The organism is Actinosynnema sp. ALI-1.44 (assembly GCF_001984155.1).
Lineage (GTDB): Bacteria > Actinomycetota > Actinomycetes > Mycobacteriales > Pseudonocardiaceae > Kibdelosporangium.
On sequence record NZ_MTQO01000053.1, the window covers coordinates 833,216 to 856,503 of the forward strand.

25 protein-coding genes and 1 tRNA gene are annotated in these 23,288 nt (G+C 67.5%); 23 read left to right on the top strand and 3 right to left on the bottom strand.

The features are described from left to right. Positions 1-61: 61 nt before the first annotated feature. Entirely contained in the window at positions 62-1,291 is a 1,230-nt protein-coding gene (locus tag ALI144C_RS46035; RefSeq protein WP_076993529.1) for a pyridoxal phosphate-dependent aminotransferase, read from the bottom strand. A gap of 197 nt (positions 1,292-1,488) precedes the next feature. On the opposite strand from ALI144C_RS46035, the gene ALI144C_RS46040 reads away from it, so the two are divergent. From ALI144C_RS46040 to ALI144C_RS46080, 9 genes are all read left to right on the top strand, one after another. After that, a tRNA-Trp gene (locus ALI144C_RS46040) sits at positions 1,489-1,561 on the top strand. Positions 1,562-1,598: 37 nt separating this feature from the next. After that, positions 1,599-2,018 carry a preprotein translocase subunit SecE gene (gene secE, locus ALI144C_RS46045; RefSeq protein ID WP_076993530.1) on the top strand — a complete coding sequence of 140 codons (420 nt, stop codon included), beginning with the start codon at positions 1,599-1,601 and terminating at the stop codon, positions 2,016-2,018. A gap of 43 nt (positions 2,019-2,061) precedes the next feature. Further along, positions 2,062-2,877, top strand: coding sequence for a transcription termination/antitermination protein NusG (gene nusG / locus ALI144C_RS46050; protein WP_076993531.1), 816 nt, complete (start codon positions 2,062-2,064; stop codon positions 2,875-2,877). An 86-nt stretch (positions 2,878-2,963) separates the two neighbouring features. After that, a complete protein-coding gene (gene rplK / locus ALI144C_RS46055; RefSeq protein WP_076993532.1) occupies positions 2,964-3,395 on the top strand; it encodes a 50S ribosomal protein L11 in 432 nt (143 codons plus the stop codon). A gap of 71 nt (positions 3,396-3,466) precedes the next feature. Beyond that, positions 3,467-4,189 (top strand): 50S ribosomal protein L1, encoded by a 723-nt coding sequence (gene rplA / locus ALI144C_RS46060; RefSeq protein ID WP_054295817.1) that lies wholly within the window; start codon positions 3,467-3,469, stop codon positions 4,187-4,189. Between the two features lie 105 nt (positions 4,190-4,294). Next, a complete protein-coding gene (locus ALI144C_RS46065; protein WP_076993533.1) occupies positions 4,295-4,843 on the top strand; it encodes a TetR/AcrR family transcriptional regulator in 549 nt (182 codons plus the stop codon). Between the two features lie 82 nt (positions 4,844-4,925). Continuing rightward, positions 4,926-5,774 carry a sensor histidine kinase gene (locus ALI144C_RS46070; protein WP_083753958.1) on the top strand — a complete coding sequence of 283 codons (849 nt, stop codon included), beginning with the start codon at positions 4,926-4,928 and terminating at the stop codon, positions 5,772-5,774. Further along, the gene (locus tag ALI144C_RS46075) at positions 5,771-6,403 is read left to right on the top strand and encodes a response regulator (RefSeq protein WP_076993535.1); all 633 of its coding nucleotides are present in this window, start codon (positions 5,771-5,773) and stop codon (positions 6,401-6,403) included. Before ALI144C_RS46070 ends, ALI144C_RS46075 begins: the two co-directional genes overlap by 4 nt. Before the next feature lie 62 nt (positions 6,404-6,465). Next, on the top strand, positions 6,466-8,016 hold the full coding sequence (locus tag ALI144C_RS46080) for a glycoside hydrolase family 3 protein (protein ID WP_083753959.1): 1,551 nt from the start codon (positions 6,466-6,468) through the stop codon (positions 8,014-8,016). Here the strand turns inward: ALI144C_RS46080 and ALI144C_RS46085 are convergent. Further along, positions 8,013-8,756: a hypothetical protein gene (locus ALI144C_RS46085; protein WP_143231262.1), complete on the bottom strand. Its 744-nt coding sequence runs from the start codon at positions 8,754-8,756 to the stop codon at positions 8,013-8,015. The two genes, ALI144C_RS46080 and ALI144C_RS46085, sit on opposite strands and share 4 nt — an antisense overlap. Positions 8,757-8,994: 238 nt before the next feature. On the opposite strand from ALI144C_RS46085, the gene rplJ reads away from it, so the two are divergent. After that, complete coding sequence (rplJ, locus tag ALI144C_RS46090) at positions 8,995-9,528, top strand: 50S ribosomal protein L10 (protein ID WP_076993538.1); 534 nt, start codon at positions 8,995-8,997, stop codon at positions 9,526-9,528. A gap of 42 nt (positions 9,529-9,570) precedes the next feature. Further along, entirely contained in the window at positions 9,571-9,960 is a 390-nt protein-coding gene (rplL, locus tag ALI144C_RS46095) for a 50S ribosomal protein L7/L12 (RefSeq protein WP_076993539.1), read from the top strand. Positions 9,961-10,200: 240 nt separating this feature from the next. On the opposite strand, the gene ALI144C_RS46100 is transcribed toward rplL, so the two are convergent. Further along, a complete protein-coding gene (locus ALI144C_RS46100; protein WP_143231263.1) occupies positions 10,201-11,055 on the bottom strand; it encodes a trypsin-like serine peptidase in 855 nt (284 codons plus the stop codon). Between the two features lie 208 nt (positions 11,056-11,263). Between ALI144C_RS46100 and ALI144C_RS46105 the strand changes: the two genes are divergently transcribed. The 12 genes from ALI144C_RS46105 to ALI144C_RS46160 all read left to right on the top strand — a co-directional run bounded on the left by ALI144C_RS46105 (position 11,264) and on the right by ALI144C_RS46160 (position 23,250). Next, positions 11,264-12,427, top strand: coding sequence for an ABC transporter ATP-binding protein (locus ALI144C_RS46105; RefSeq protein WP_076993541.1), 1,164 nt, complete (start codon positions 11,264-11,266; stop codon positions 12,425-12,427). Positions 12,428-12,486: 59 nt separating this feature from the next. Beyond that, positions 12,487-13,218 (top strand): MlaE family ABC transporter permease, encoded by a 732-nt coding sequence (locus tag ALI144C_RS46110; RefSeq protein ID WP_083472461.1) that lies wholly within the window; start codon positions 12,487-12,489, stop codon positions 13,216-13,218. 3 nt (positions 13,219-13,221) lie between these two features. Continuing rightward, positions 13,222-14,046 (top strand): MlaE family ABC transporter permease, encoded by an 825-nt coding sequence (locus ALI144C_RS46115; protein WP_076993543.1) that lies wholly within the window; start codon positions 13,222-13,224, stop codon positions 14,044-14,046. Continuing rightward, on the top strand, positions 14,043-15,371 hold the full coding sequence (locus tag ALI144C_RS46120) for an MCE family protein (protein ID WP_076993544.1): 1,329 nt from the start codon (positions 14,043-14,045) through the stop codon (positions 15,369-15,371). Before ALI144C_RS46115 ends, ALI144C_RS46120 begins: the two co-directional genes overlap by 4 nt. Continuing rightward, positions 15,368-16,393: an MCE family protein gene (locus ALI144C_RS46125; protein ID WP_076993545.1), complete on the top strand. Its 1,026-nt coding sequence runs from the start codon at positions 15,368-15,370 to the stop codon at positions 16,391-16,393. The genes ALI144C_RS46120 and ALI144C_RS46125 overlap by 4 nt, the downstream gene beginning before the upstream one ends. After that, entirely contained in the window at positions 16,390-17,373 is a 984-nt protein-coding gene (locus ALI144C_RS46130; RefSeq protein WP_076993546.1) for an MCE family protein, read from the top strand. The genes ALI144C_RS46125 and ALI144C_RS46130 overlap by 4 nt, the downstream gene beginning before the upstream one ends. After that, on the top strand, positions 17,370-18,533 hold the full coding sequence (locus tag ALI144C_RS46135) for an MCE family protein (protein WP_076993547.1): 1,164 nt from the start codon (positions 17,370-17,372) through the stop codon (positions 18,531-18,533). Before ALI144C_RS46130 ends, ALI144C_RS46135 begins: the two co-directional genes overlap by 4 nt. Beyond that, positions 18,530-19,723: an MCE family protein gene (locus tag ALI144C_RS46140; protein WP_076993548.1), complete on the top strand. Its 1,194-nt coding sequence runs from the start codon at positions 18,530-18,532 to the stop codon at positions 19,721-19,723. Before ALI144C_RS46135 ends, ALI144C_RS46140 begins: the two co-directional genes overlap by 4 nt. Continuing rightward, complete coding sequence (locus ALI144C_RS46145) at positions 19,717-20,976, top strand: MCE family protein (RefSeq protein ID WP_076993549.1); 1,260 nt, start codon at positions 19,717-19,719, stop codon at positions 20,974-20,976. Before ALI144C_RS46140 ends, ALI144C_RS46145 begins: the two co-directional genes overlap by 7 nt. After that, the gene (locus tag ALI144C_RS46150; RefSeq protein ID WP_076993550.1) at positions 20,973-21,497 is read left to right on the top strand and encodes a hypothetical protein; all 525 of its coding nucleotides are present in this window, start codon (positions 20,973-20,975) and stop codon (positions 21,495-21,497) included. Before ALI144C_RS46145 ends, ALI144C_RS46150 begins: the two co-directional genes overlap by 4 nt. Before the next feature lie 33 nt (positions 21,498-21,530). Then, the gene (locus ALI144C_RS46155) at positions 21,531-22,517 is read left to right on the top strand and encodes a hypothetical protein (protein WP_143231264.1); all 987 of its coding nucleotides are present in this window, start codon (positions 21,531-21,533) and stop codon (positions 22,515-22,517) included. A gap of 139 nt (positions 22,518-22,656) precedes the next feature. Further along, positions 22,657-23,250: a DUF2017 family protein gene (locus tag ALI144C_RS46160; protein ID WP_076993552.1), complete on the top strand. Its 594-nt coding sequence runs from the start codon at positions 22,657-22,659 to the stop codon at positions 23,248-23,250. Positions 23,251-23,288: the final 38 nt, after the last annotated feature.

A 23,288-nucleotide genomic window follows, 5' to 3' on the forward strand; every position in this document is an offset into this window, starting at 1 on the left:
TGTTGGCAACCAATGTGGCCTTTGTTGCACAAAACGCAACAAAGGCCACATTGGTTGCACGCTAGTCCCTGGCTTCCCGCAGCAGGTCGCCCATCCTTGCCATGCCCGTGGCCAGGTCCTCGTCGCCGAGCGCGTAGGACAACCGGAAGTAGCCGGACGTGCCGAACGCCTCGCCCGGTACCACCGCGACCTCGGCGTGTTCGAGGATCAACGCGGCCAGCTCCGTGCTCGTCTGTGCTCGGACGCCGCGGATCTCCTTGCCCAGCAAGCCCTTCACTGACGGGTAGACGTAGAACGCACCCTTCGGCGTCGGGACCTCGACGCCGGGGATGGCCGAGAGCAACTCCACGATCGCCCGGCGGCGGCGGTCGAACGCCGTGTGCATCTCCCGCACGGCGTCCAGCGGGCCCGACACGGCCGCCAGGGCGGCCCGCTGGGACACGTTCGCCACGTTCGACGACAGGTGCGACTGGAGGTTCGCCGCGGCCTTCGTGACGTCCTGGGGGGCGATCATCCAGCCGACCCGCCAGCCGGTCATCGCGTACGTCTTGGCGACGCCGTTGACGATCACGCACGTGTCCGCCAGTTCCGGCACCACGACCGGCATGGACTCGGCCTTGGCGCCGTCGTAGACCAGGTGCTCGTAGATCTCGTCCGCGATCACCCAGATGCCGTGCTCGACCGCCCACCTGCCGATCGCCTCGACCTGCTCACGCGGGTACACCGCGCCGGTCGGGTTGGACGGCGACACGAACATCAGCGCCTTGGTGCGTGGCGTGCGGGCCGCTTCCAGTTGCTCGACGGTGACCAGGTAGCCCTGGGTCTCGTCGGTCACCACGGGCACCGGCACGCCGCCTGCCAGCGTGATCGACTCCGGGTACGTGGTCCAGTACGGCGCAGGCAGGATCACCTCGTCGCCGGGGTCGAGCAGGGTCGCGCAGGTCTGGTAGACCGCGTGCTTGCCGCCGTTGGTGACGATGACCTGGCTGGCGTCGATCTCGTAGCCGCTGTCGCGTTTGGTCTTCTCCGCGATCGCCGCCCGCAGCTCCGGCAACCCCGCCGCAGGCGTGTAGCGGTGGTTGCGCGGGTCCGCCGCGGCCTCGACGGCCGCCTGCACGATCGCGTCCGGCGTGGGGAAGTCGGGCTCGCCCGCGCCGAAGCCGATCACCGGCCGCCCGGCCGCCTTGAGCGCCTTCGCCTTGGCGTCGACCGCGAGGGTCGCCGACTCGCTGATGCCGCCGATCCGAGCCGACACCCTGGGCTTGACCTGCTGTTCGTCGACTGATGACATGACCGCATCGTCGCAGACGGGCCGGGCCGCGCGGCGGCAAGGTGACCGCGATTTCAAGGGCACCTTGCCCTTGCCGTACACTTTCGAACTCGGAACGAAAGTCACTTTGCCCCACGCGGTCGGCTCTGACAGAGTGGGGACAGTGGATCTCGTCCACCGGGTGGCCGAGAGGCCTTCCCGGGCAGCGGGATGCGCATAGGGGCGTAGCTCAATTGGCAGAGCAGCGGTCTCCAAAACCGCAGGTTGCAGGTTCAAGTCCTGTCGCCCCTGCAACGAAGGGTCAAGGCTGGCGAGCGGAGGAACTGGCGTGAGCGAGGAGCCGGGCAAGGATCGGGACGAGGACAAGAAGCCTCAGCCCCGTCCGGTCACCGCCGCTGCGCGGCGTGAACGCCGTGCGTCGGCGCGTCCTGCCGCGCGCAAGGACGCCGCGCCGGCCGCCAAGGCCAAGCCCAAGTCGAAGCCCGCCGAAGGCGAGGCGCTGGCCGAGGGCAAGAAGGGCCGCGCCACCCCGTCGCGTGACGGCAAGGAGAAGCGCCCGGGGATGTTCTCCCGGCTCTTCCGGTTCCTCAAAGAGGTCGTCGCCGAGCTGCGCAAGGTCATCTGGCCGACCCGCAAGCAGATGATCACCTACACCGCGGTGGTCCTGGTCTTCCTCGCCGTGATGGTGGCCATCATCGCCGGGCTCGACCTCGGCATCGGCAAGGGCGTGCAGTCGATCTTCGGATAGGACCGGGCCGCACGCGAGCGTAGAGATAGGAAGCGAGATCACAGTGACCTCCGAGAACGGCGCCGCTGGCGGCCAGGGGCTGACCAGTCCGGCCGACGACGAGGTCGTCGCCACTCAGGACGAGGAGACCCTCGCCCAGGCGGAGACCGACGAGGACGTCGACGTCGCCGACGAGCAGGCTGCCGAGGACGAGACCGCCGAGGATGAGACCGCGGACGACGAGACCGCGGACGAGACGGTGGTCGCGGAAGCCGACGAGGACCCCGTCGCCGAACTGCGCGATGCGCTTCGCCGAGCCCCGGGCGACTGGTACGTGATCCACTCCTACGCCGGTTACGAGAACAAGGTCAAGACCAACCTCGAGACCCGGATCCAGACCCTCGACATGGAGGACTACATCTTCCAGGTCGAGGTACCGACCGAAGAGGTCACCGAGATCAAGAACGGCCAGCGCAAGCAGGTGCAGCGCAAGGTTCTGCCCGGCTACATCCTGGTCAGGATGGACCTCAACGACCCGTCGTGGAGCGCGGTCCGCAACACCCCTGGCGTCACCGGCTTCGTCGGTGCCACGTCCAAGCCGTCTCCGCTGACCATCGACGAGGTGGCGAAGTTCCTGCTGCCGCAGGTCGAGCAGACCAAGCCCGCCGCGGGCAAGGCGCCGACGGCGGCGGCGAAGCCCACCGTCGAGGTCGACTTCGAGGTCGGCGAGTCGGTTACAGTTATGGACGGCCCGTTCGCCACGCTCCCCGCGACCATCAACGAGGTCAACGCGGACGCGCAGAAGCTCAAGGTCCTGGTGTCGATCTTCGGTCGGGAGACCCCGGTCGAGCTGTCGTTCAGCCAGGTCTCCAAGATCTGACCGGCCTCACTGTGTGAAGGCCGGCGGCCGCGCGGCGGCACGGCAGGTTCGTCGCGCGGACCCACGCAGGAAACAGGAATACGAGAATGCCACCCAAGAAGAAGAAGCTTGCAGCGATCATCAAGCTGCAGATCACGGCGGGTCAGGCCACCCCGGCCCCGCCGGTCGGCCCCGCGCTGGGCCAGCACGGCGTCAACATCATGGAGTTCTGCAAGGCCTACAACGCCGCGACCGAGTCGCAGCGTGGCACCGTGGTGCCGGTCGAGATCTCCGTGTATGAGGACCGCTCGTTCGACTTCAAGCTCAAGACCCCGCCGGCCGCGAAGCTGCTGCTGAAGGCCGCCGGTGTCGACAAGGGCAGCGGCGAGCCGCACCGGACCAAGGTCGCCAAGGTGACCTGGGACCAGGTGAAGGAGATCGCCCAGCAGAAGCAGGCCGACCTCAACGCCAACGACATCGACCAGGCCGCCAAGATCATCGCGGGCACCGCCCGTTCGATGGGCATCACGGTCGAATAAGAACTTTCTGCAAGAACCCGTGGGAGGGCCGAGCGCGGCCCGTCACCACAACTGTTAGTTAGGGAAACAGCATGGCAAAGCGCAGCAAGGCCTATCGTCAGGCCGCCGAGCTGGTGGACAAGGAGCGGCTGTACTCGCCGCTCGAGGCCGCCAAGCTCGCCAAGGAGACCTCCAAGGTGAAGATGGACGCGACCGTCGAGGTCGCGATCCGCCTGGGCGTCGACCCCCGCAAGGCCGACCAGATGGTCCGCGGCACCGTGAACCTGCCGCACGGAACCGGTAAGACCGCACGCGTCATCGTGTTCGCGACGGGCGACAAGGCCGCCGAGGCCGAGGCCGCCGGTGCGGACGCCGTGGGCGCGGAGGACCTGATCGAGCGCATCCAGGGTGGCTGGCTCGACTTCGACGCCGCGATCGCCACCCCGGACCAGATGGCCAAGGTCGGCCGGATCGCCCGCATCCTCGGCCCGCGTGGCCTGATGCCGAACCCGAAGACCGGCACGGTCACCCCCGCGGTGGCCAAGGCCGTCGCCGACATCAAGGGCGGAAAGATCAACTTCCGCGTGGACAAGCAGGCCAACCTGCACCTGGTGATCGGCAAGGCGTCGTTCGACGACGACAAGCTGGTCGAGAACTACGCGGCGGCGCTGGACGAGATCCTGCGTGCCAAGCCGTCCTCGGCCAAGGGCAAGTACCTGAAGAAGGTCACCTTCACCACGACGATGGGCCCCGGTATCCCGGTGGACCCGGCTCGTACCCGCAACCTGCTCGCCGACGAGGCCGCCGCAGTCTGAGCGACCCCTAGGCAGAAAGGCGGACCCACCAGGGTCCGCCTTTTTCACGCCTGTCGATGTTGCACGCTCGTATACACGAGCCATGTACATGGAGGTGTAACAGCAGTGAAGCTGCCACGGCAGCAACGGCGGGAACAGTTGCTCGCGCAGGCGACAAACGTCTTCGCGAACGCGGGCTACGCCTCAGCCGGGCTGGATGACGTCGCCGCGGCGGCCGGGGTGAGCCGGATGATCCTCTACCGGCACTTCGAGTCCAAAGCGGACCTCTACCGGTCGGCGTGCGAACGCGCGGGCGAAAGGCTTGCGGCAGCGACAGGTGACGAGCTGACCGAGTCCACTGTGGGCGCTCTGGTGATGTGGGCGGCGAAGGAGACCGCGGAGTTCCGGCTGTTGTTCCACCAGGCCGCGCGTGAACCGGAGTTCCGCGCGGACATCGACGCCTTGCGCGCCGAACTGATCGAGACCCTGCGGCACCGGATGCGTGACCTGATCCCCGACCGCCGCTGGGCGAAGTGGGCCGCGAACCTGGCGCTCACCGTGACCGTTGAGGCGACGATGGCGTGGCTCGAAGTCGGCAGCCCCGACCCGGACCAGGCGGTGGAGCGGATCACCGAAACCGTTCAGGCCGTCATTACCGCGGCCATCCGCCACTGAACCGGCCCAAGGGAACAAGCCCTCGCCAGAACAAGGGATTCTCCCCGAAGACACCACAGGACCCGCGTCCTAACGTGCACCCATGGGGAGACATCTGGTCGCGCTCGTCATGACGTTGGGCGCAATGCAGGCCTATCACCAACTGGACCTCCCGCCAGGCCCCGAACCGATCCCCTTCGCCGTCGCCCTGTTCCTGGCGGCAGCACGTGGACACCGAGCGTTGGCCATCGGCGCCGCGCTGGTCGCTTTGGTCATGGTGATCGTCCCCAGGAGCCAGTACGACGACCTGCCGCAGGTGGTGCCGGTGCTGGCGGTGGTAATCGCGTTGGGCGAGCTGGCGCGGATCCGGAAGGCGTACCTGCACCAAGCACGGCAACGAGCCGTGGACGCCGAACGGCTGAGGATCTCGCGTGAACTGCACGACGTTCTGGTCCACCACATGTCGGTCATCAACATCCAGGCCGGGGCCGCCATGCTCAGGCCGGCGCGCACCTCCGAGGCGCTCACGGTGATCAAGCAGGCCAGCCGGGAGGCACTGGACGAGGTCCGGTCCACGATCGGCGTGCTCAGGGCGCCGGGCCTCAGGCACATCGACGAGCTGCTTGACCGCGTCCGTACCGACGGTCTCGTTGTGAACAAACGGGTTCGGGGTCTCTCAGTGCTGCCGGTCGACGTGGACCAGGCCGCGTACCGGATCGTGCAGGAAGCCCTGACCAACGTCGTTCGGCACGCGGCTGCGACCAGGGTCACCGTCCGCCTGGATTGCCGCCCTGAAGAGGTGACAGTCCAGATCCACGACAACGGCAAAGGAGGCGACGTGTCGCCAGGCAACGGGTTGACAGGGATGCGGGAACGGGTGACTGCGCTCGGCGGTGACCTGCGGACGTCAGGTGCGGTGGGTTTCCTTGTCCAGGCGAGGATTCCGCTGTGATCCGAGTGCTGCTCGTCGACGACCAGAAGCTGGTTCGCAGTGGCCTGCGGGCGATCCTGGACGGCGAGGACGACATCGACGTCGTCGGCGAAGCGGGCGACGGTGCGCGAGCGCTGCGGTCGGCCGTCGAACTGCGGCCGGACGTGGTCCTGATGGACGTCAAGATGCCGGGCATGGACGGCCTGGCGGCGACTCGGCGGATCCTGGCCGACACGCGTTGCCGTGGCAGCAAGATCGTGGTGCTGACCACGTTCGACCTGGACGAGTACGTCTACGAGGCGCTGCGGTTGGGTGCGAGCGGGTTCTTGCTCAAGGACAGCGACCCGATCGAGCTCATCCACGGTGTGCGCGTCGTCGCTCGTGGGGACGCGATGCTGGCGCCCCAGGTCACCGCGCGCCTGATCGGCGAGTTCGCGCATCGAGTCAGGCCTGCCCGCAAGCGGTTCGACGTCCTGACCGAGCGCGAACGTGAGGTGATGGACCTGGTCGCCGCCGGGCGGTCCAACGACGAGATCGCCGCCGAGCTGGTGGTCAGTCCCGCGACGGTGAAGACGCACGTCAGCCGGATCCTCACCAAGCTCGGTGTTCGAGACCGGGTGCACCTGGTTGTGCTCGCGCATACGACTTGAGGTGTACGCGGATCGGTCGCACGGCCGACGAGAACGGCACGGGGACGCCGGATTCTCGAACCATGAAATGGATCCTTCCTTTACTGGTGGCACTGGCGGTGCCAGTGCCTGCCGCCGTGGCCGAGCCGGACTGCCGGACGGTCGCGCAGCTCACGCCGGACGAACGACTCGGTCAGCTGGTCATGCTCGGAGGCGAGACCACGCGGGCTCGTGACCTGCACGCGGGCATGGTCAGCCTGCCGGACATGCCGGACCTCGCGGCCGCTGCGGACTTCACTCGCAGGCAAGGCGAGAACGTGCTGGTCGGCGGCGACTTCGAGCACGGTGCGGTCCAGCGCATCGCCGGGACTACCGCGTACCCGCGGCCGATGGGCCTCGGTGCCGCGCGGGACCCCGGCAAGGCCGCCGCTGCCGCGTTGGGCACGGCTGGTGAGCTCAGGCAGGCCGGTGTCCGGCTGAACCTGGCGCCGTTGGCGGACGTCAACAGCGATCCCGGCTTCCCGTTCGGCGTGCGGTCGTACGGCGAGGACCCCGCTCTGATCTCCCGCCTGGTCGCCGCCCAGGTACTGGCCTACCGGTCGGCCGGCGTGGTGCCCGCCGTGAAGCACTTTCCCGGACACGGCGGTGTCAACGCGGATCCCCATCTGGAACTGCCCACAGTGGACGCCGACATGGCGACCATGGAACGCGTGCACTTCCCGCCGTTCCGCGCGGCGATCGCGGCGGGTGCGCCGATGATCATGACGGCGCACATCGTGTTGAAGTCCGTTGACCCGGTCATGCCGTCGAGCCTGTCCGCCAAGGTGACCACCGGAATCCTGCGCGACCGGATGGGCTTCGACGGGGTCGTGATCACCGACTCCATCCAGATGGGCGCCATCAGGAACACCTGGGGACTGGGCAGCGCGGCGGTCCGCGCGATCGAGGCGGGCGCGGATGTCGTGCTGTCCACCGGGCCGCACAGTGATCACGTGGAGATCGTCAACGCCTTGCGCGCGGCTCTCCCGCAGGAGCGGATCGACCGGTCGGCGGCCCGTGTCCTGCGGCTGAAGTGCCAGTACCGCGGCAGGGGCCCGTCGGTGAAAGTCGATCCCGACCCGATCGCGCTGGACTCGATCACGTTGCTGGACAACCGGTCCAAGGCGCTGCCGTTCAGCAGGGGCGTGCGGACGTCGGTGATGGGCGTGCGGGACGTCGAACCGCTGGCGCGGGCGGTGGGCGGCGTGAGCTGGTGGCAGGCGTCCGGCGACGACCCGGCCGACGCGGAGATCGCCGAGGCGGTGCGGCAAGCCGGGGACCAGGTCCTGGTGGCGACCTACTCCCGTGGCCCGAGCTTGCCGCCAGGGCAGGTCAAGCTGGTCAACGCGGTCAAAGCCGCTGGTAAGCGCGTCGCTGCCGTGTCCATCGGAGTGCCGTACGACGTCAACTCCTACTCCGACCTGGGTGCGGCGCTGGCTGCCTACGCTCAGACCCAGGTCTGGGGTCCGCCACCACCGGCGAACCCCACCGTGCTGCGGGCCGTGGCCAGGGTCGTGTTCGGCGCACAGCCAGGTGGCAAGCTGCCGGTCACCGTCAGCGCTCGGTACCCGTATGGGCTAGGACTGCGGTACTAGCGCGAGCTGACCGTGGTCGGCGACACGGTGGTGGACGTGCCGGTGCACTCCTTGGTCTGGTGGCCGGAGATGATCCACGCGCTGCCGAACGGCGTGAACGTGAACGTGCCCAGTGCCATGGTCCCCGGTTTCACCCGCAGTGCGCAGGAGTCCACTTCGATGAGCTGTTTGCCCTGCGTGTCGACCCTGGGGACGCTGGCGAGCGGGGACACCTGCGACTGGAGTTTGCCGACCGCGGCCGTGCAGTCCGGTGCCTCGAAGTTGCGGGCGAACGCGGCCTCGGCCTCCTTGGTGAACAGGTAGCAGGCGACCTTCGGCTGGCCGAGCGAGATGCTGCGATACAGCGTGTCCATCACTTCGTTCGGCCTGCCGGGCTCGCGGCCGGGATCCTTGATCGAGCCGGGGCCCGCACCGCCCTGCACGGTGTTGTCGTCCGGCGGTGGACCGAAGTAGTGGTTGTAGGCCCAGATCAGACCGATGATCACGAGCGCGTACACCACCAGCTTGCGGAAGCCCTTGCTGAGCAGGATCTTCTGCCACGTCGGCTTCTTCTTCGGCGGCGGTTGCGGCGGTGCGAGCGGCTGCGGCTGTCCCTGTCCCTGCGCCTCCTGGAACCTCAGGAACTGCTGGAACTGTTGGAACTGCTCGAACTGACGCTGCTGCTCGGGGTCGACCGGCGCCGGGTCAACCCGCGCGGGGTCGTACGGAACCGGGTGGTTGGGACGCTCGTCTTCGGCCACGCCCACCATCATGCCGGGGGCGATTTGGAGAGGCAGCTCTGTGTCCCGTATCGTTGTCCTCGTTCTACCGAAGACCGCTGGTCTCTTCCCCCGTGAAGATGAAGATCCCGCAAGGGTGGCCCGCGCAGGAGGAACGAGCTGAGATCTTCTTTCTTACGCCCGTGCCTGTCTGTGCGCCGGGCGTTTCGTCTTTTCCGGGCTTGAGCACGAGCGGTCGTAGCCCAGAGAGGAGGCGAACATGGCGAAGCCGGACAAGGTGGCCGCAGTCGCCGAGATCGCGGACAAGTTCCGTACGAGCTCGGCAGCCGTCGTCACGCAGTACAGCGGCCTCTCCGTGTCGCAGCTCACCACGCTGCGCCGCGCTCTCGGCACCAACGCGTCCTACCGCGTTGCGAAGAACACCCTGGTCAAGCTGGCCGCCGCGGATGCCGGAGTGCAGGGCCTCGACGCCCTGTTCGAAGGCCCGACGGCCATCACGTTCGTCGACGGCGAGCCCGTCGACGCGGCCAAGGCGCTTCGTGACTTCGCGAAGGACAACAAAGGCCTGGTCATCAAGGGCGGCTACATGGAAGGCCGCGCGCTCTCTGTCGAAGAGGTCGCGCAGATAGCTGACCTGGACAGCCGTGACGTGCTGCTCGCCAAGCTGGCGGGCGCGATGCAGGGCAACCTCGCCAAGGCCGCCGGGCTGTTCGCCGCCCCGGCCACGCAGGTCGCCCGCCTGGCTGCCGCGCTGCAGGAGAAGAAAGCAGCAGAAGCTCCCGCCGAGAGCTGAAGTTCACCCCCACCCGCTTAGTCAGAGAAAGGAGCCGCCACCATGGCGAAGCTCAGCACCGACGAGCTGCTCGACGCGTTCAAGGAGATGACGCTGCTCGAGCTGTCGAACTTCCTGAAGGAATTCGAAACCACCTTCGACGTCAAGGCCGCCGCGCCGGTGGCGCAGGTCGTCCAGGGCGGTGGCGGCGGTGCCGCTCCGGAGGCCGCCGAGGAGCAGGACGAGTTCGACGTCGTCCTCGAGTCCGCCGGTGACAAGAAGATCCAGGTCATCAAGGTCGTCCGCGAGGTCGTCTCGGGCCTGGGCCTGAAGGAGGCCAAGGAGCTCGTCGAGAGCGCCCCGAAGCCGGTCCTGGAGAAGGTCGCCAAGGAGGCCGCCGAGGCCGCCAAGGAGAAGCTCGAGGCCGTCGGCGCCAAGATCACCCTCAAGTGATCCCAGCAGTGATCACCGCGGCCATGGCCGCATAGCAAGACCCGAAAGGGCCGCCCTGCGCACGGGGCGGCCCTTTTTGCTGTCCGTCGAACCCGTGATCCCTTCGGCGAATCCGGTTGTCCACAACTGGCCAGTAACCCTTTGACCTGGGGTTATCCCCGATAGACTGGAGCCGGGGACGCCCCCCGGGTTGGGCGGGGGCCTGTTTTCGGGCGATTCGGGCAGCGGGTGGGGTTGGTGTTATCGCCAGCCGGTGACCTCGGTCAGCCGGGCTGAGGTGATCCTGGCGCCGCTGTTCTGGCTGCCGCCGTAGGCGTGGAACGCCAGTGAGCACCAGCCCGCGCATCCTGCTGATCCCGCCGGGCGGTTGGTTGCGACCGCGCTGCCGCTGTTACCGCCGACGGTGTCGTTCTGGTAGTACAGCCGCAAGGCTCCTGATGTCCGGATTTGGTCCGTGGACAGCCATTGCTGCTTGTTCTTGTCGCCGCCGTAGCCCTGGATCGTGGTGGCGGTGCCGTTCAGGGACGCGGTTGTCGCGTACGCGCCGTACCAGCCGACGGTGTTGCCGATCGTGCAGTTCAGCTTCGCGCCGCCGTAGTCCTCGTCCGCTGAGCCATTGGTCCTGTAGCCGTTGCTGACGCGCAGCGTTGTCGCTGTGCAGGAGCCGTACGGTGCTGTGTCGCCGTTGTAACCCGGGTAGAAGCGGAGTCCTTCGTAGAAGGCTGAGCCGCTCCACACGCAGTGTCCCGCTGTCAGTACGAGGGAGGCGCCGAACATCCAGCCCGTGCAGTGCTGGCGTTCTGTTCCTCCGGAGGTGCGGGTGATCAGCACCGTCGCGCGGGCTGGGAAGTTCGTCGTCGGGTTCACCCGCACCCGGTTGTCCGGGCCGATGATCGACTGGATGCCCACTCCGCTGAAGCCCTCGATCTTGTGCCCCGGCGCCACCGGGTCCGCTCCGACGAGTGCGGGGTCCTGGATACCGCTGCCCTCGTATGACGGGACGCCGGTCAGCGTGCCGCTCGCGTTCGCGGGCGCTGCCATGACGACCCCGGCTACCAGGACTCCGCTGAGTAATGCCACCAGACGGTTACCCATGTTTTTCTCCGTCCGTTGCAGGGATGACAACTGACGGTATCCAGCACGTATCGCTACGCACAGCGTCCTTCGTAGCCAATACGCCCCTTTGCCCCGACTGGTCTAGGGTGCAGGTCCAGGTGGCTCATGTGGCGTCCGCCGTACCAGGCAGTAACCCTGGCGGGCTCCGCTCGTTGGTGAGACAGGGAACGCGAGCTCGGGAGGATCGATGGGCGCCGAAGTGGTGGTCGAGGGTCTCACCAAGTCCTTCGGGCGGCAGACCATCTGGCGGGATGTCACCCTGACCCTGCCTCCCGGCGAGGTCAGCGTCATGCTCGGCCCGTCGGGTACTGGTAAGTCCGTCTTCCTCAAGTCCATGATCGGCTTGCTCAAGCCGGACCGGGGCAAGTGCGTCGTCAACGGCGTCGACGTCGTCTCGTGTTCGGAGAGCAAGCTCTACGAGACCCGCAAGCTGTTCGGCGTCCTGTTCCAGGACGGCGCGCTGTTCGGGTCCATGAACCTGTACGACAACGTCGCCTTCCCGCTGCGTGAGCACACCCGCAAGTCCGAGACCGAGATCAAACGCATCGTCCTCGAGAAGATGGACATGGTCGGTCTCGCGGGCGCCGAGAAGAAGCTCCCCGGTGAGATCTCCGGCGGTATGCGCAAACGTGCCGGTCTGGCCCGCGCGCTCGTGCTCGACCCCGAGATCATCCTGTGCGACGAGCCGGACTCCGGTCTCGACCCCGTCCGCACCGCGTACATCAGCCAGCTGCTGATCGACCTCAACGCCCAGGTCGACGCCACGATCCTGATCGTCACGCACAACATCAACCTGGCTCGGACCGTGCCGGACAACCTCGGCATGCTCTACCGCCGTGAGCTGGTCATGTTCGGGCCGCGTGAGGTGCTGCTGACCTCCGACGAGCCCGCTGTCCAGCAGTTCCTCAACGGCAGCCGGTTCGGCCCGATCGGCATGTCCGAGGAGAAGGACGTCGCCACGCTCGCCGCCGAGCAGGAGCTGGCCGACTCGGGCCACCACGACGGGTCCGCCGAGGAGGTGACCGGCGTCGTCCCGCAGCTCCAGCCGACGCCCGGCCTGCCGGAGCGGATGGGTGTCCGGCGCCGCAAGGACCGGGTGATGAGCATCCTGCACTCGCTTCCCCCCGCCGCGCAGGAGAGCATCATCGAGAGCCTCACCCCCGAGGACCAGCAGCGTTACGGCGTCCGCCCGCACATGGCGGCCGCGACCGTCCCGGCTGGAGCCAGACCGTCGCCCGCGCCCCGGCCGCAGCAGGGTGGTCAGCGGTTCCAGGGTGACCTCGACGTCGCCGAGATCCCGCAGTCCCCGTGGCGTCCGCCCCGGCAACAAGGTCCAGGCGGTGGCGCGTGACCGTTCGTCCCACCAGGTCGTCATTCCCTGGTGCTGGCGCGCTTCGTGAGACCGGCCAGATGTTCGCCCTCGGTCTTGACGTCGTGCGCGGGTTCTTCCAGCGACCGTTCCAGTTCCGCGAGTTCATCCAGCAGTCCTGGTTCATCGCGAGCGTCTCGATCCTGCCGACCGCGCTGGTCGCGATCCCGTTCGGCGCGGTCATCGCGCTGCAGCTGGGTTCGCTGGTCACACAGCTCGGCGCGCAGTCGTTCATGGGTGCCGCGAGCGTGCTCGCGATCATCCAGCAGGCGGCGCCGTTGGTGACGGCGTTGCTTGTGGCCGGTGCCGGTGGCTCGGCCATGTGCGCGGACATCGGTGCGCGGACCATCCGCGAGGAGATCGACGCGATGGAGGTGCTCGGCGTGTCCGCCGTGCAGCGCCTCGTCGTGCCGCGTGTGCTCGCGTCGATGCTCGTCGCCGTGCTGCTCAACGGCCTGGTCAGCGTCGTCGGTGTGCTCGGTGGGTACTTCTTCAACGTGATCCTGCAGGGAGGTACGCCCGGTGCGTACCTGGCCGGGTTCTCCGCGCTCGCGCAGCTGCCCGACCTGTGGATCAGCGAGATCAAGGCGTTGATCTTCGGCTTCATCGCCGGTGTGGTCGCCTGTTACCGCGGCCTGAACCCGTCACCCGGCCCGAAGGGCGTCGGTGACGCGGTCAACCAGTCGGTCGTCATCACGTTCCTGCTGCTGTTCTTTGTGAACTTCGTGCTGACCACCGTGTACCTGACGGTCGTGCCGGCGAAGGGGAGCTGAGTCATGACAGTCAAGGACCAGCTCCGCAAGCCGTTGGAGATGCTCGACCGCGCGGGCGACCAGATGTCGTTCTACGCCAGGGCGCTGGCGTGGATCCCGGCCACGGCCACGCGGTACATGCGCGAGACCATGCGGCTGCTGGCCGAGGTGAGTTTCGGCAGCGGGGCGCTGGCGGTCATCGGCGGCACGATCGGCGTCATGCTCGGCCTGACGCTGTTCGTCGGCACCGTCGTCGGCCTGCAGGGCTACGCCGCGCTCAACCAGATCGGCACGGCCGCGTTCGCCGGGTTCGTCTCCGCGTACTTCAACACGCGGGAGATCGCACCGCTGGTCGCGGGCCTGGCGTTGTCGGCGACGGTCGGCTCCGGGTTCACCGCGCAGCTCGGCGCGATGCGGATCTCCGAGGAGATCGACGCGCTCGAGGTGATCGGCGTGCCGTCGTTGCCGTACCTGGTCACGACGCGGATCATGGCCGGGTTCATCGCGGTCATTCCCTTGTACATCATCGGTCTGTTGTCGTCCTATGTGGCCTCGCGGACGATCACCGTGTACTTCTACGGCCAGTCCGCGGGCACGTACGACCATTACTTCGACCTGTTCCTACCGCCGCAGGACGTGTTCTGGTCCTTCGGCAAGGTGCTGATCTTCGCTGTGGTGATCATCCTGACGCACTGCTACTACGGCTACCGCGCCAGCGGCGGCCCCGCCGGTGTCGGTGTGGCCGTCGGCCGCGCGGTCCGGACCACGATCGTCTCGGTCACCCTGCTCGACTTCTTCCTGAGCCTGGCGATCTGGGGCACGACGACGACCGTGAGGATCGCGGGATGAGCACTCTGCGGACGAGGCTGCTCGGCCTTTTGCTCATCTCGCTGATCGTCGGCTTCGTGGTGCTCAGCGTCGCGTTCTTCAACCGGTCGTTCACGTCGACCGTGAGCGTCCAGCTGACCACCGACAAGGTCGGCAACCAGTTGCAGCAGCGCTCGGACGTGAAGGTGCGCGGGCTGATCGTCGGCTCGGTCGAGAAGATCACGCCGACCGCGCACGGCGCCGAGCTCACCCTGGCGCTTGAGCCCGACAAGGTGGACCTGATCCCGAACAACGTGTCCGCGCGGTTCCTGCCGAAGACGCTGTTCGGGGAACGCTATGTGGCGCTGCAGATCCCGCAGCAGCCGTCGGCACGGACGCTGCGCGCCGGTGATCTGATCAAACAGGACACATCAGCGCCCGCGATCGAGGTCGAGAAGGCGCTCAACGACCTCCTGCCGGTGCTGCAGGCGGTTCAGCCGCAGAAGCTGTCGAGCACGTTGACCGCGATCTCCACCGCACTGGAGGGCCGTGGCAAACCACTCGGCGAGACGCTGTCCGAACTCGGTCAGTACGTCGGCGAGTTGGCGCCGCACGTGCCGCAACTGCAGCACGACCTCCAGGCACTGGTGAAGTTCTCCGACACCTACAGCGAGGCCACGCCGCAGCTGGCGCAGGCGCTCACGGACTTGACCACCACGTCGAAGACGATCGCCGAGCAGCGCACCAACCTGTCCAATCTGTACGCGAGCGTGACGACGGCAGGGACCGACCTGCGGACGTTCCTCGCGGTGAACAAGAACAACCTGATCCAGTTCGCCGAGACCTCCCGGCCGACGCTGGACGTGCTCGCCAAGTACGCGCCGTCGTACCCGTGCTTCCTCAAGCAGATGGCCGAACTGGTCCCGGACCTGGACAAGGCGTTCGGCAAGGGCACCAACGAACCCGGTCTGCACGCGACGATCGAGATCACGGTCAACCGTGGCCCGTACAAGCCGGGCAAGGACGAGCCCCGCTACGAGGACCACCGTGGACCGCGTTGCTACGACCTGCAGCAGTCGCCGGATCCGTTCCCACAGCACCCGCCGGACGGCCCGCTGCGTGACGGGTCGAGCAAGCCGCCGAACTCCCGCCCCGCGCAGGACGGCCTGCTGCCGCCCGCCAACATCTCCAACGTCACTTCGCCGTCGTCGGCCGGTGGCTTCGGGTTGGCGAACACGCCGACCGAGCAGGAGTTCGTGGCCGCGATGCTGGCGGGCAAGCTCGGCGTCCAGCCCGACCAGGTGCAGGGGTGGACGGCGTTCCTCGCCGCACCGGTGTTCCGCGGAGCGGAGGTGACCGTCAAATGAAGAGCCTCACCGGGCCGCTGGTCAAGCTGACGCTGTTCATCGTGGTCACCGTCGTCGCGACGGCTGTGCTGGCGATCAGCATCGCGAACACGAACCTCAGTTCCACCAACACGTACTCGGCCAGGTTCGTCGACGTGACGTCCCTGCTGCCCGGCGACGACGTGCGCATCGCGGGTGTCCGGGTCGGGCAGGTCGAGGACGTCGGGATCGCCGACCGCAAGCAGGCCGAGGTGAAGTTCTCGGTCGACGCGGGGCGCAAGCTGCCGGCCGGGGTGACCGCGACGATCAAGTTCCGCAACCTGGTCGGCCAGCGGTACATCGCGCTGACGCAGGGAACCGGCAGCGGGATGCTCGCGCCGGGCGCCACGATCCCGTTGGACCGCACCAGACCCGCGCTGGACCTGACCGAGCTGTTCAACGGCTTCAAGCCGTTGTTCCGCGCGCTGTCGCCGGACGACGTGAACAAGCTGTCCTACGAGATCATCCAGGTCCTGCAGGGTGAAGGCGGCACGGTCGAGTCGCTGCTGTCGCACACGGCGTCGCTGACCAAGACGATCGCCGACAAGGACGTGGTGATCGGCGAGGTGATCACCAACCTCAACAGCCTGTTGGAGACGGTGAACGCCCGCGGCCAGCAGCTGAGCGACCTCGTCGTGCAGCTGCAGCAGCTGGTGTCCGGGCTCGCCGCGGACCGCAAGCCGATCGGTGACGCGATCCAGGCGCTGTCCGGGCTGGCCAACACCACGTCAGGCCTGCTCAACGAGGCCCGCGAGCCGTTGCGCAACGACATCGCCGCGTTGGGCACGCTCACCAAGAACCTCAACGACTCCGAACAGATCGTCGAGCACTTCGTGAAGTTCCTGCCGACCAAGGTGGAGACCCTGACCCGCACGGCCAGCTACGGGTCGTGGTTCAACTTTTACCTCTGTTCGGCGTCCGGCCAGGTGGCGCTGCCGCCGTTGATCACCGAGCCGATCAACATCCCGGTCGCGCCGGTCACCCAGCCGAGGTGCAAAGCATGAAGTCGTTCCGTTCCCGCAACCCGATCACGATCGGCGTCACCGGTCTCGTGGTGATCGCGCTGGCGCTGCTGGCCGCGGTCTACTCCGACGACCTGCCGATCATCGGCGGCGGCACCACGTACAAGGCGCAGTTCTCCGAGGCGGCCGGGATCAAGCCGACCGACGAGGTCCGGATCGCCGGTGTGAAGGTCGGCAAGGTCACCGACGTCGACCTGGACGGCGACTCGGTGCTGGTGTCGTTCAAGGTCAAGGACGCCTGGATGGGCGACCGGACCAGGGCGGCCATCAAGATCAAGACCCTGCTCGGGCAGAAGTACATCGCGCTGGAGCCGGACGGCGGCGGCACGCTCGACCCGGGCAAGCCGATCCCGCGCAACCGCACAGTCGCGCCGTACGACGTGCTCGAGGCGTTCCGCGGTCTCGCCGAGACGGTCGACGCGATCGACACCCCGCAGCTGGCCAAGAGCTTCGAGGTGCTCTCGCAGACCTTCGCCGACACACCGGACAACGTGAAAGGCGCGCTGGACGGCCTGTCGGCGCTGTCCAAGACGATCTCCAGCCGGGACGAGCAGCTGGCGCAGCTGCTGGGCAACACCGCGCAGATCTCCAAGACGCTGGCCGACCGGGACACCGAGGTCGCCAAGCTGCTCGAGGACGGCACCAAGCTGCTCGACGAGGTCCGCAGGCGCAAGCAGGCGATCAGCTCACTGCTCGACGGCACCAAGAAGCTCTCGACCGAGCTCAAGGGCCTGGTGGAGGACAACTCCAAGCAGCTCGACCCGGTGCTGGCCCAGCTGGACCAGTTCACCGCGATGCTCCAGCGCAACCAGGACAGCCTCGCCAAGGGCATCGAGAAGTTCGCGCCGTTCGTCCGTCAGTTCAACAACACCATCGGCAACGGCCGTTGGTTCGACAACTACATCTGCGGGCTGCTGCCGCCCTCCGTCGGTCCGATCAACCCACAGGGGTGCAAGCCATGACGTTCAAAACGCGCCAGGGGCGCGACCTCGGACGTGGCGTGGCGATCGCGTGCGTGTTGGGCCTCGTCGCCGCAGCGGTGCTGTGGTGGGTGTTGTCCGACAGCGGGAGCAAACGCATCACGGCGTACTTCGGTGGTGCGGTCGGTCTTTACGAGGGCAACGAGGTGCGCGTCCTCGGGGTCGCGGTCGGCACGGTCGACAAGGTCGAGCCGCAGGGTGACCAGGTCAAGGTCGAGTTGCTCGTGGACCGCGACCGGGCGGTCCCGATGGACGCCAGCGCGGTCGTGGTCGCTCCTTCGCTGGTCAGCGACCGGTACGTGCAGCTGGCCCCGGCGTACGTGGCCGGGCCGCAGATGAACTCGGGCGCGACGATTCCCCGCAACCGCACCGCGACCCCGCTTGAGGTCGACGACCTCTACAAGAGCCTCAACCGGGTGAGCACCACGCTGGGCCCGACCGGCGCGAACAAGGACGGCGCGCTGTCGGACCTGCTGGACACGCTGGCCAAGAACCTCCAGGGCAACGGCCAGGCCACCCACGACACCATCAAGCAGCTCGGCCAGGCTGCCAGAACCCTGTCCGGCAGCCAGGAACAGCTGTTCTCCACAGTGGACAGCCTGAACAAGTTCACCGGCACGCTGGCCGCGAGCGACCAGCAGGTGCGGCAGTTCTCCCAGCAACTGGCCGACGTCAGCGGGTTCCTCGCCGCCGAACGCGGCAACCTCGCGCAGTCCGTGCAGCAGTTGGCCGGCGCGCTGGAGCAGGTGCAGGCGTTCGTCAGGGACAACCGGGACCGCTTGAAGTCCAACGTGAACAAGCTGGCCGGGATCACACAGGTGCTCGTGGACCAGCGGGCCGCGCTGGCCGAGACGCTCGACATCGCGCCGCTGGCGCTGAGCAACGTCTTCGGTTCGTACAACGCCTCCTCCGGCACGCTGGACGCTCGTTCGAACCTCAACGAGCTGACCCAGCCGCCGATCGTGATGGTCTGCAAGCTGCTGGAACAGGCGACGCCGAAGGGCATACCGCCTGTGCTGTCCGACGCCTGTAAGGCGATCGCGCCGTCGCTGAAGGGGCTTCCGTCGGTCGCGCAGCTGATCACCGCATACGACAACGGTTTCACCCCGCAGTTCCCGGTGCCGCTGGGAGGTGGGCGATGAGGCTGCGCCACGTCGCACTGGCCTGCGTCAGCGTGCTGACGCTGACCTCGTGCAGCTTCGAAGGCATCTACGACCTGCCGTTGCCCGGCGGCGCGGATCTCGGCGACCGCCCGTACACGGTGAAGGCGCAGTTCCGGGACGTGCTCGACCTCGTGCCGCAGTCCGGCGTGAAGGTCAACGAGGTCGCGGTGGGCCGGGTCGAGGCGATCACGCTGGCACCGGACGGCTGGACGGCCGAGGTGACCATGAGCGTGCGCGGCGACATCGACCTGCCTGGCAACTCGTTCGCGCGGTTGCGCCAGTCGAGCCTGCTCGGCGAGAAGTACGTCGAACTGGCCGCCCCGCAAGCGGGCAAGGAACAGGGCAAACTCGGCAACGGCGCGTACATCGGGCTGGACCGCACCAACCGCAACACCGAGGTGGAAGAGGTCCTCGGCGCGTTGTCGATGCTGCTCAACGGCGGTGGCGTCGACCAGTTGCGCACGATCGCCGCCGAGCTCAACCAGGTCGCGGACGGCAACGAACCGCAGCTGAAGGCGTTGCTGACCAACACGAACAAGCTCGTGTCCGATTTGGACGCCCGGCGCGGTGACATCACCAAGGCGCTCGACGGGCTGGCCAAGCTGTCGAAGACACTCGACGGGCAGAAGGACAAGATCGCCAAGGTGATCGACGAGATCGGCCCCGGCCTGCAGGTGCTGGCCGAGCAACGGCCGCAGCTGGTCACGATGCTGCAGAACCTCGACCAGCTTTCGGGCGTCACGGTCGACACCGTCAACAAGAGCAAGGCCAACCTGGTCGCGGACCTCAAGGCGCTGACCCCGGCGCTGCAGAAGCTCAGCGAGGCCGGCGCGAACCTGCCGAAGGCGCTGGAGCTGCTGCTCAGCTTCCCGTTCCCGGACTCGGCGATCCCCGGCGTGAAGGGCGACTACGTCAACCTGTACGCCAAGGTCGACCTGAACCTCGGCGAGATCCTCAACAACCTCAGCCGCAGCAGGCAGAACCCGTTGAAGGACATCCCGCTGCTCGGCCAGCTGACCAGCGGCCAGGAGGGCGTCCAGCCGGGCGCGCCACCGCCGCTGGGTGTGCCGGACCTGAGCGGCGGCAGTCAGCCGAGCTCCCCGAGGTCCACCTGCACCAACTCCGCCGGTGGCCTGCTCGGCTCGATTCTGGGAGGCCAGCGATGCTGACCAGGCGGACGAGGCTGCAGATCGTCGCGTTCTTCGTGATCGCGGTCGTCGCGGTGGTGTACGCGCTGTTCCGGTTCACCGACATCGGCAAGGTCTTCGGCAACGAGGGCTACACCGTGAAGCTGCGGCTGGCCGACTCCGGCGGCATCTTCACCAACGCCGAGGTGACCTACCGTGGCGTCCAGGTCGGCCGGGTCGGCCAGATCCACCTGACCCGCGACGGCATCGAGGTCGACCTGGAGATCACGCCGGACGCGCCGCGCATCCCCGCGGACCTGAAGGCGGTCGTGGCCAACCGGTCCGCGGTCGGCGAACAGTTCGTCGACCTGCAGCCGCGCAAGGACGCCAGCCCGTACCTGTCCGGGACGTCGGTGATCGCGGCCGAGAACACCGAGACGCCGCTGTCCACCGACAAGGTCCTGCGCGACCTGGACGACCTGGTGGTCTCGGTGCCGACCGAGTCGCTCAAGACCGTCGTCGACGAGCTCGACAAGGCCTTCGCCGGCACCGGGCCGGACCTGTCGCAACTGCTCGACGCGACCGGCCAGTTCACCAAGGCCGCACGGGAGAACCTGCCGCAGACGGTCGAGCTGCTGCGCAACTCCGGTGTCGTGCTGGACACCCAGAACGCGCAGTCCGGCAACATCAAGTCGTTCTCCACCAGCCTCGCTCAGCTCAACGAGCAGCTCAAGAACTCCGACGGCGACATCCGCAAGCTCATCGCGGTGACTCCCCAGGCCGCCGAGCAGGTTTCCGGGCTGCTGCGTGAGTCCGGAAACGGGCTCAGCGTGGTGCTCGCCAACCTGCTGACCACGTCGAACATCCTGGTCACCCGCACCGACGGGCTCGAGTTGATGTTCGTGGCGTACCCGGGTGTCGCGGCGGGCGCGCGTTCGGTCGCGCCGGGCGACGGCACCGCGCACCTCGGTCTGGCGTTGAACCTGTTCAACCCGCCGCCGTGCGTGAAGGGCTACGAGGGCACCCAACGCAGGCCCGGTGACGACACCTCGCCGATCGCGACGAACGAGAAGGCGTACTGCGCCGAGCCGCTCGGCAGCCCGATCAGCGTCCGCGGCTCGCAGAACGCCCCGTTCGGCGGTAAGGTCGCGGCCCCGTCGCAGGCGCAGATCCAGGCCAACGCGGGACGCTCCGGGCAGCAGTTGGCAGACCAGGGGTCCGGGCTGATCGGCTTCCTCGGGCAGCCGATCCCGCAGGGCCCGATGACGATGATCCAGACGCTGGGAGGGTCATGACCCCAAGATCGACCAACCGCTACCTGCTGTACGGCTCGGTCGCGCTGGTGGTGATCGCGGCCGCGTTCGCGGCCGTGTTCGGCGTCTGGTGGGCGAGCGCGAGCGGGGACGCCGCGGACGTCCGCAAGACACGCGAAGAGGTCTCCACGGCGGGTTCGGCGGCGGTCGCCACGTTGACGTCGTTGGACTTCACCAACGTCGACGCCACGTACCAGCGGTTCCTCGACGTGTCGACCGGGTCCGTGCACGACGACTACGCCAAGAACCAGGCCGACTTCAAGAAGCGGATCTCCGACGCGAAGGTGGTCACGACGGCGGCGGTCAGGGAGACCGCGGTGACCGACGTGAACCTGCAGAAGAAGGTCGCCACCATCATGGTCGTCGTGGACACGACGGTGAAGGAGAGCGACAAGCCGCCGACCACCAAGCGGCTGCGGATCGAGGCAGCGCTGGACCAGACCGACAACGGCTGGAAGGTCAACGCGCTGCGCCAGGTCCCGTACTCCGCCACCCAGCAGTGATTACGGCCAGAGTGATTCGGAAGGACATCGACTGTGCCACCCCCTCGTCGCCGTCCAGTTACCCCGCCGACCCGGCGGCCCAAGGTCGCGGGCCTGCACCGGCGCGCTGACCAGGCTGAGGACACGCACACCGATACCTACGCGGACACCTACCCCGACGCTCAGGTGGACGAGATCCGCGCGGATGACGCCGTGGCCACGACGTCGTTCGACGTCCCGGTGATCGGCGAGCAGCAGGCCAACGGCCACGGCACCGACGAACCAGCTGCCGACGAACCAGCTACCGATGCGGCCGAGAAGGTCGAGGAAGAGGTCCGCCCGACGCCCCGGCGCCGTGTCACAGTGCCGCGCAAGAGGGATCCCGAGCCGGAAGCGGCGACAGCGCCGGCCGAGGCGGAACCCGAACCGGAAACCGAGCTCGAGCCCGCAGCCGAAACCGAACCCGCGCCGTCGGTGGAAACCGACGACGACGTCGTCGCGGATGCGGCGGGCGACGAGGCGCCGCCACGGCTGAAACTGCTGGTGCCCGCGATCCTGGTGGTCGTCGCGTTGCTGCTCGGTGGCCTGGGTTTCTGGTTCACGCAGAACGTGAGCGACGCCAGGACGGGGTCCGGCAACGACGCGCTGGCCGACGTCAACTCGACCAAGGACATCATCGGCGCCGCCAACACAGCGGTCACCGCAGTGCTGTCGTACAAGTTCGACGACATGCCCGGCGCGACGAAACGCGCCAAGGAGTACCTGGCTGGCGAGGCGGTCGGCCAGTACGACAAGTCGATGAAGGCGCTGGAAGGCGACATCCAGAGCCAGAAGCTCCAGGTGGTCGTCACCCCGGTCAGCGTCGGTGTCGTCCGGTTCTCCGGTGAGGAGGCCAGGGTCCTGGTCTTCGCCGACCAGGTCGGCACCCGAGCGGACAAGCAGCCCTCCGGCGGCCCCACCCAGTTCGCCATGGACATGCGCCTCACCGACGGCAAGTGGAAGATCGTCAAGCTCGACTTCTTCGAGATCCCCTCCTCGTGAGTGGTTACTCCGGTTCTGACCGGACTAACCACTCACGAGGTCTATGCACTACTGCAGTCCTGGATAACCGTCGCATCTCATGGGATCGCCGTATGAAATTCAAAGAATCGCTGGCGTAGGAATTGATCGTCGGGTATTCGTGGACGTTGTGCACCTCACTGTCTGCTGGGACCGTGCCGGTGACGAGCTGATCGGTGTGTTCAGCCCGCACGCGGTGGCATGGCTGCGCAGGCAAATGACCGGATATAGCGAGTTGCTCGAGTGGCGGTATACCAAATACGCGACGGATGACCCGACTGCCGAGGCAATCGGTGTCCCGCTCGCTTCGTCGGCCGACGAATATCCGCCGTTGGTCGCGGCATTGCGCGAGATCATCCCGGACGAGGAACCCGAGCCGGTCCGGTTGTGGTGGGAACCGGACGTCGTGCGATTCCTCTACGCCGGTACCCAGGTGGTTCTCGATTCGCTGCCGGAGACCGGCGGTGTGGTCGTGCTGCGGGAACGCCACCAGATCGAGGCGTGGCAGGCGGCGGTTCCGAACATGCGCGTGGTTTTCGCGGTCGCGACGGGGATCTGGCCGGTGCCCGCGGGCACTGAGCCGCACAGGCACACGATGCCCCGAGCCGATCCGGGGCGTTTCGAGCAGGACAGGGATCTGACCGAGTGGCTGCGGCGGGTGGTCGCCTCGCTCACCGATATCGCCGAACCGGCTTCCACCCCGTCGACGGATTGATCTTGCGCGGCTCCGGGTATTCCGGTGCCATCGGGTAA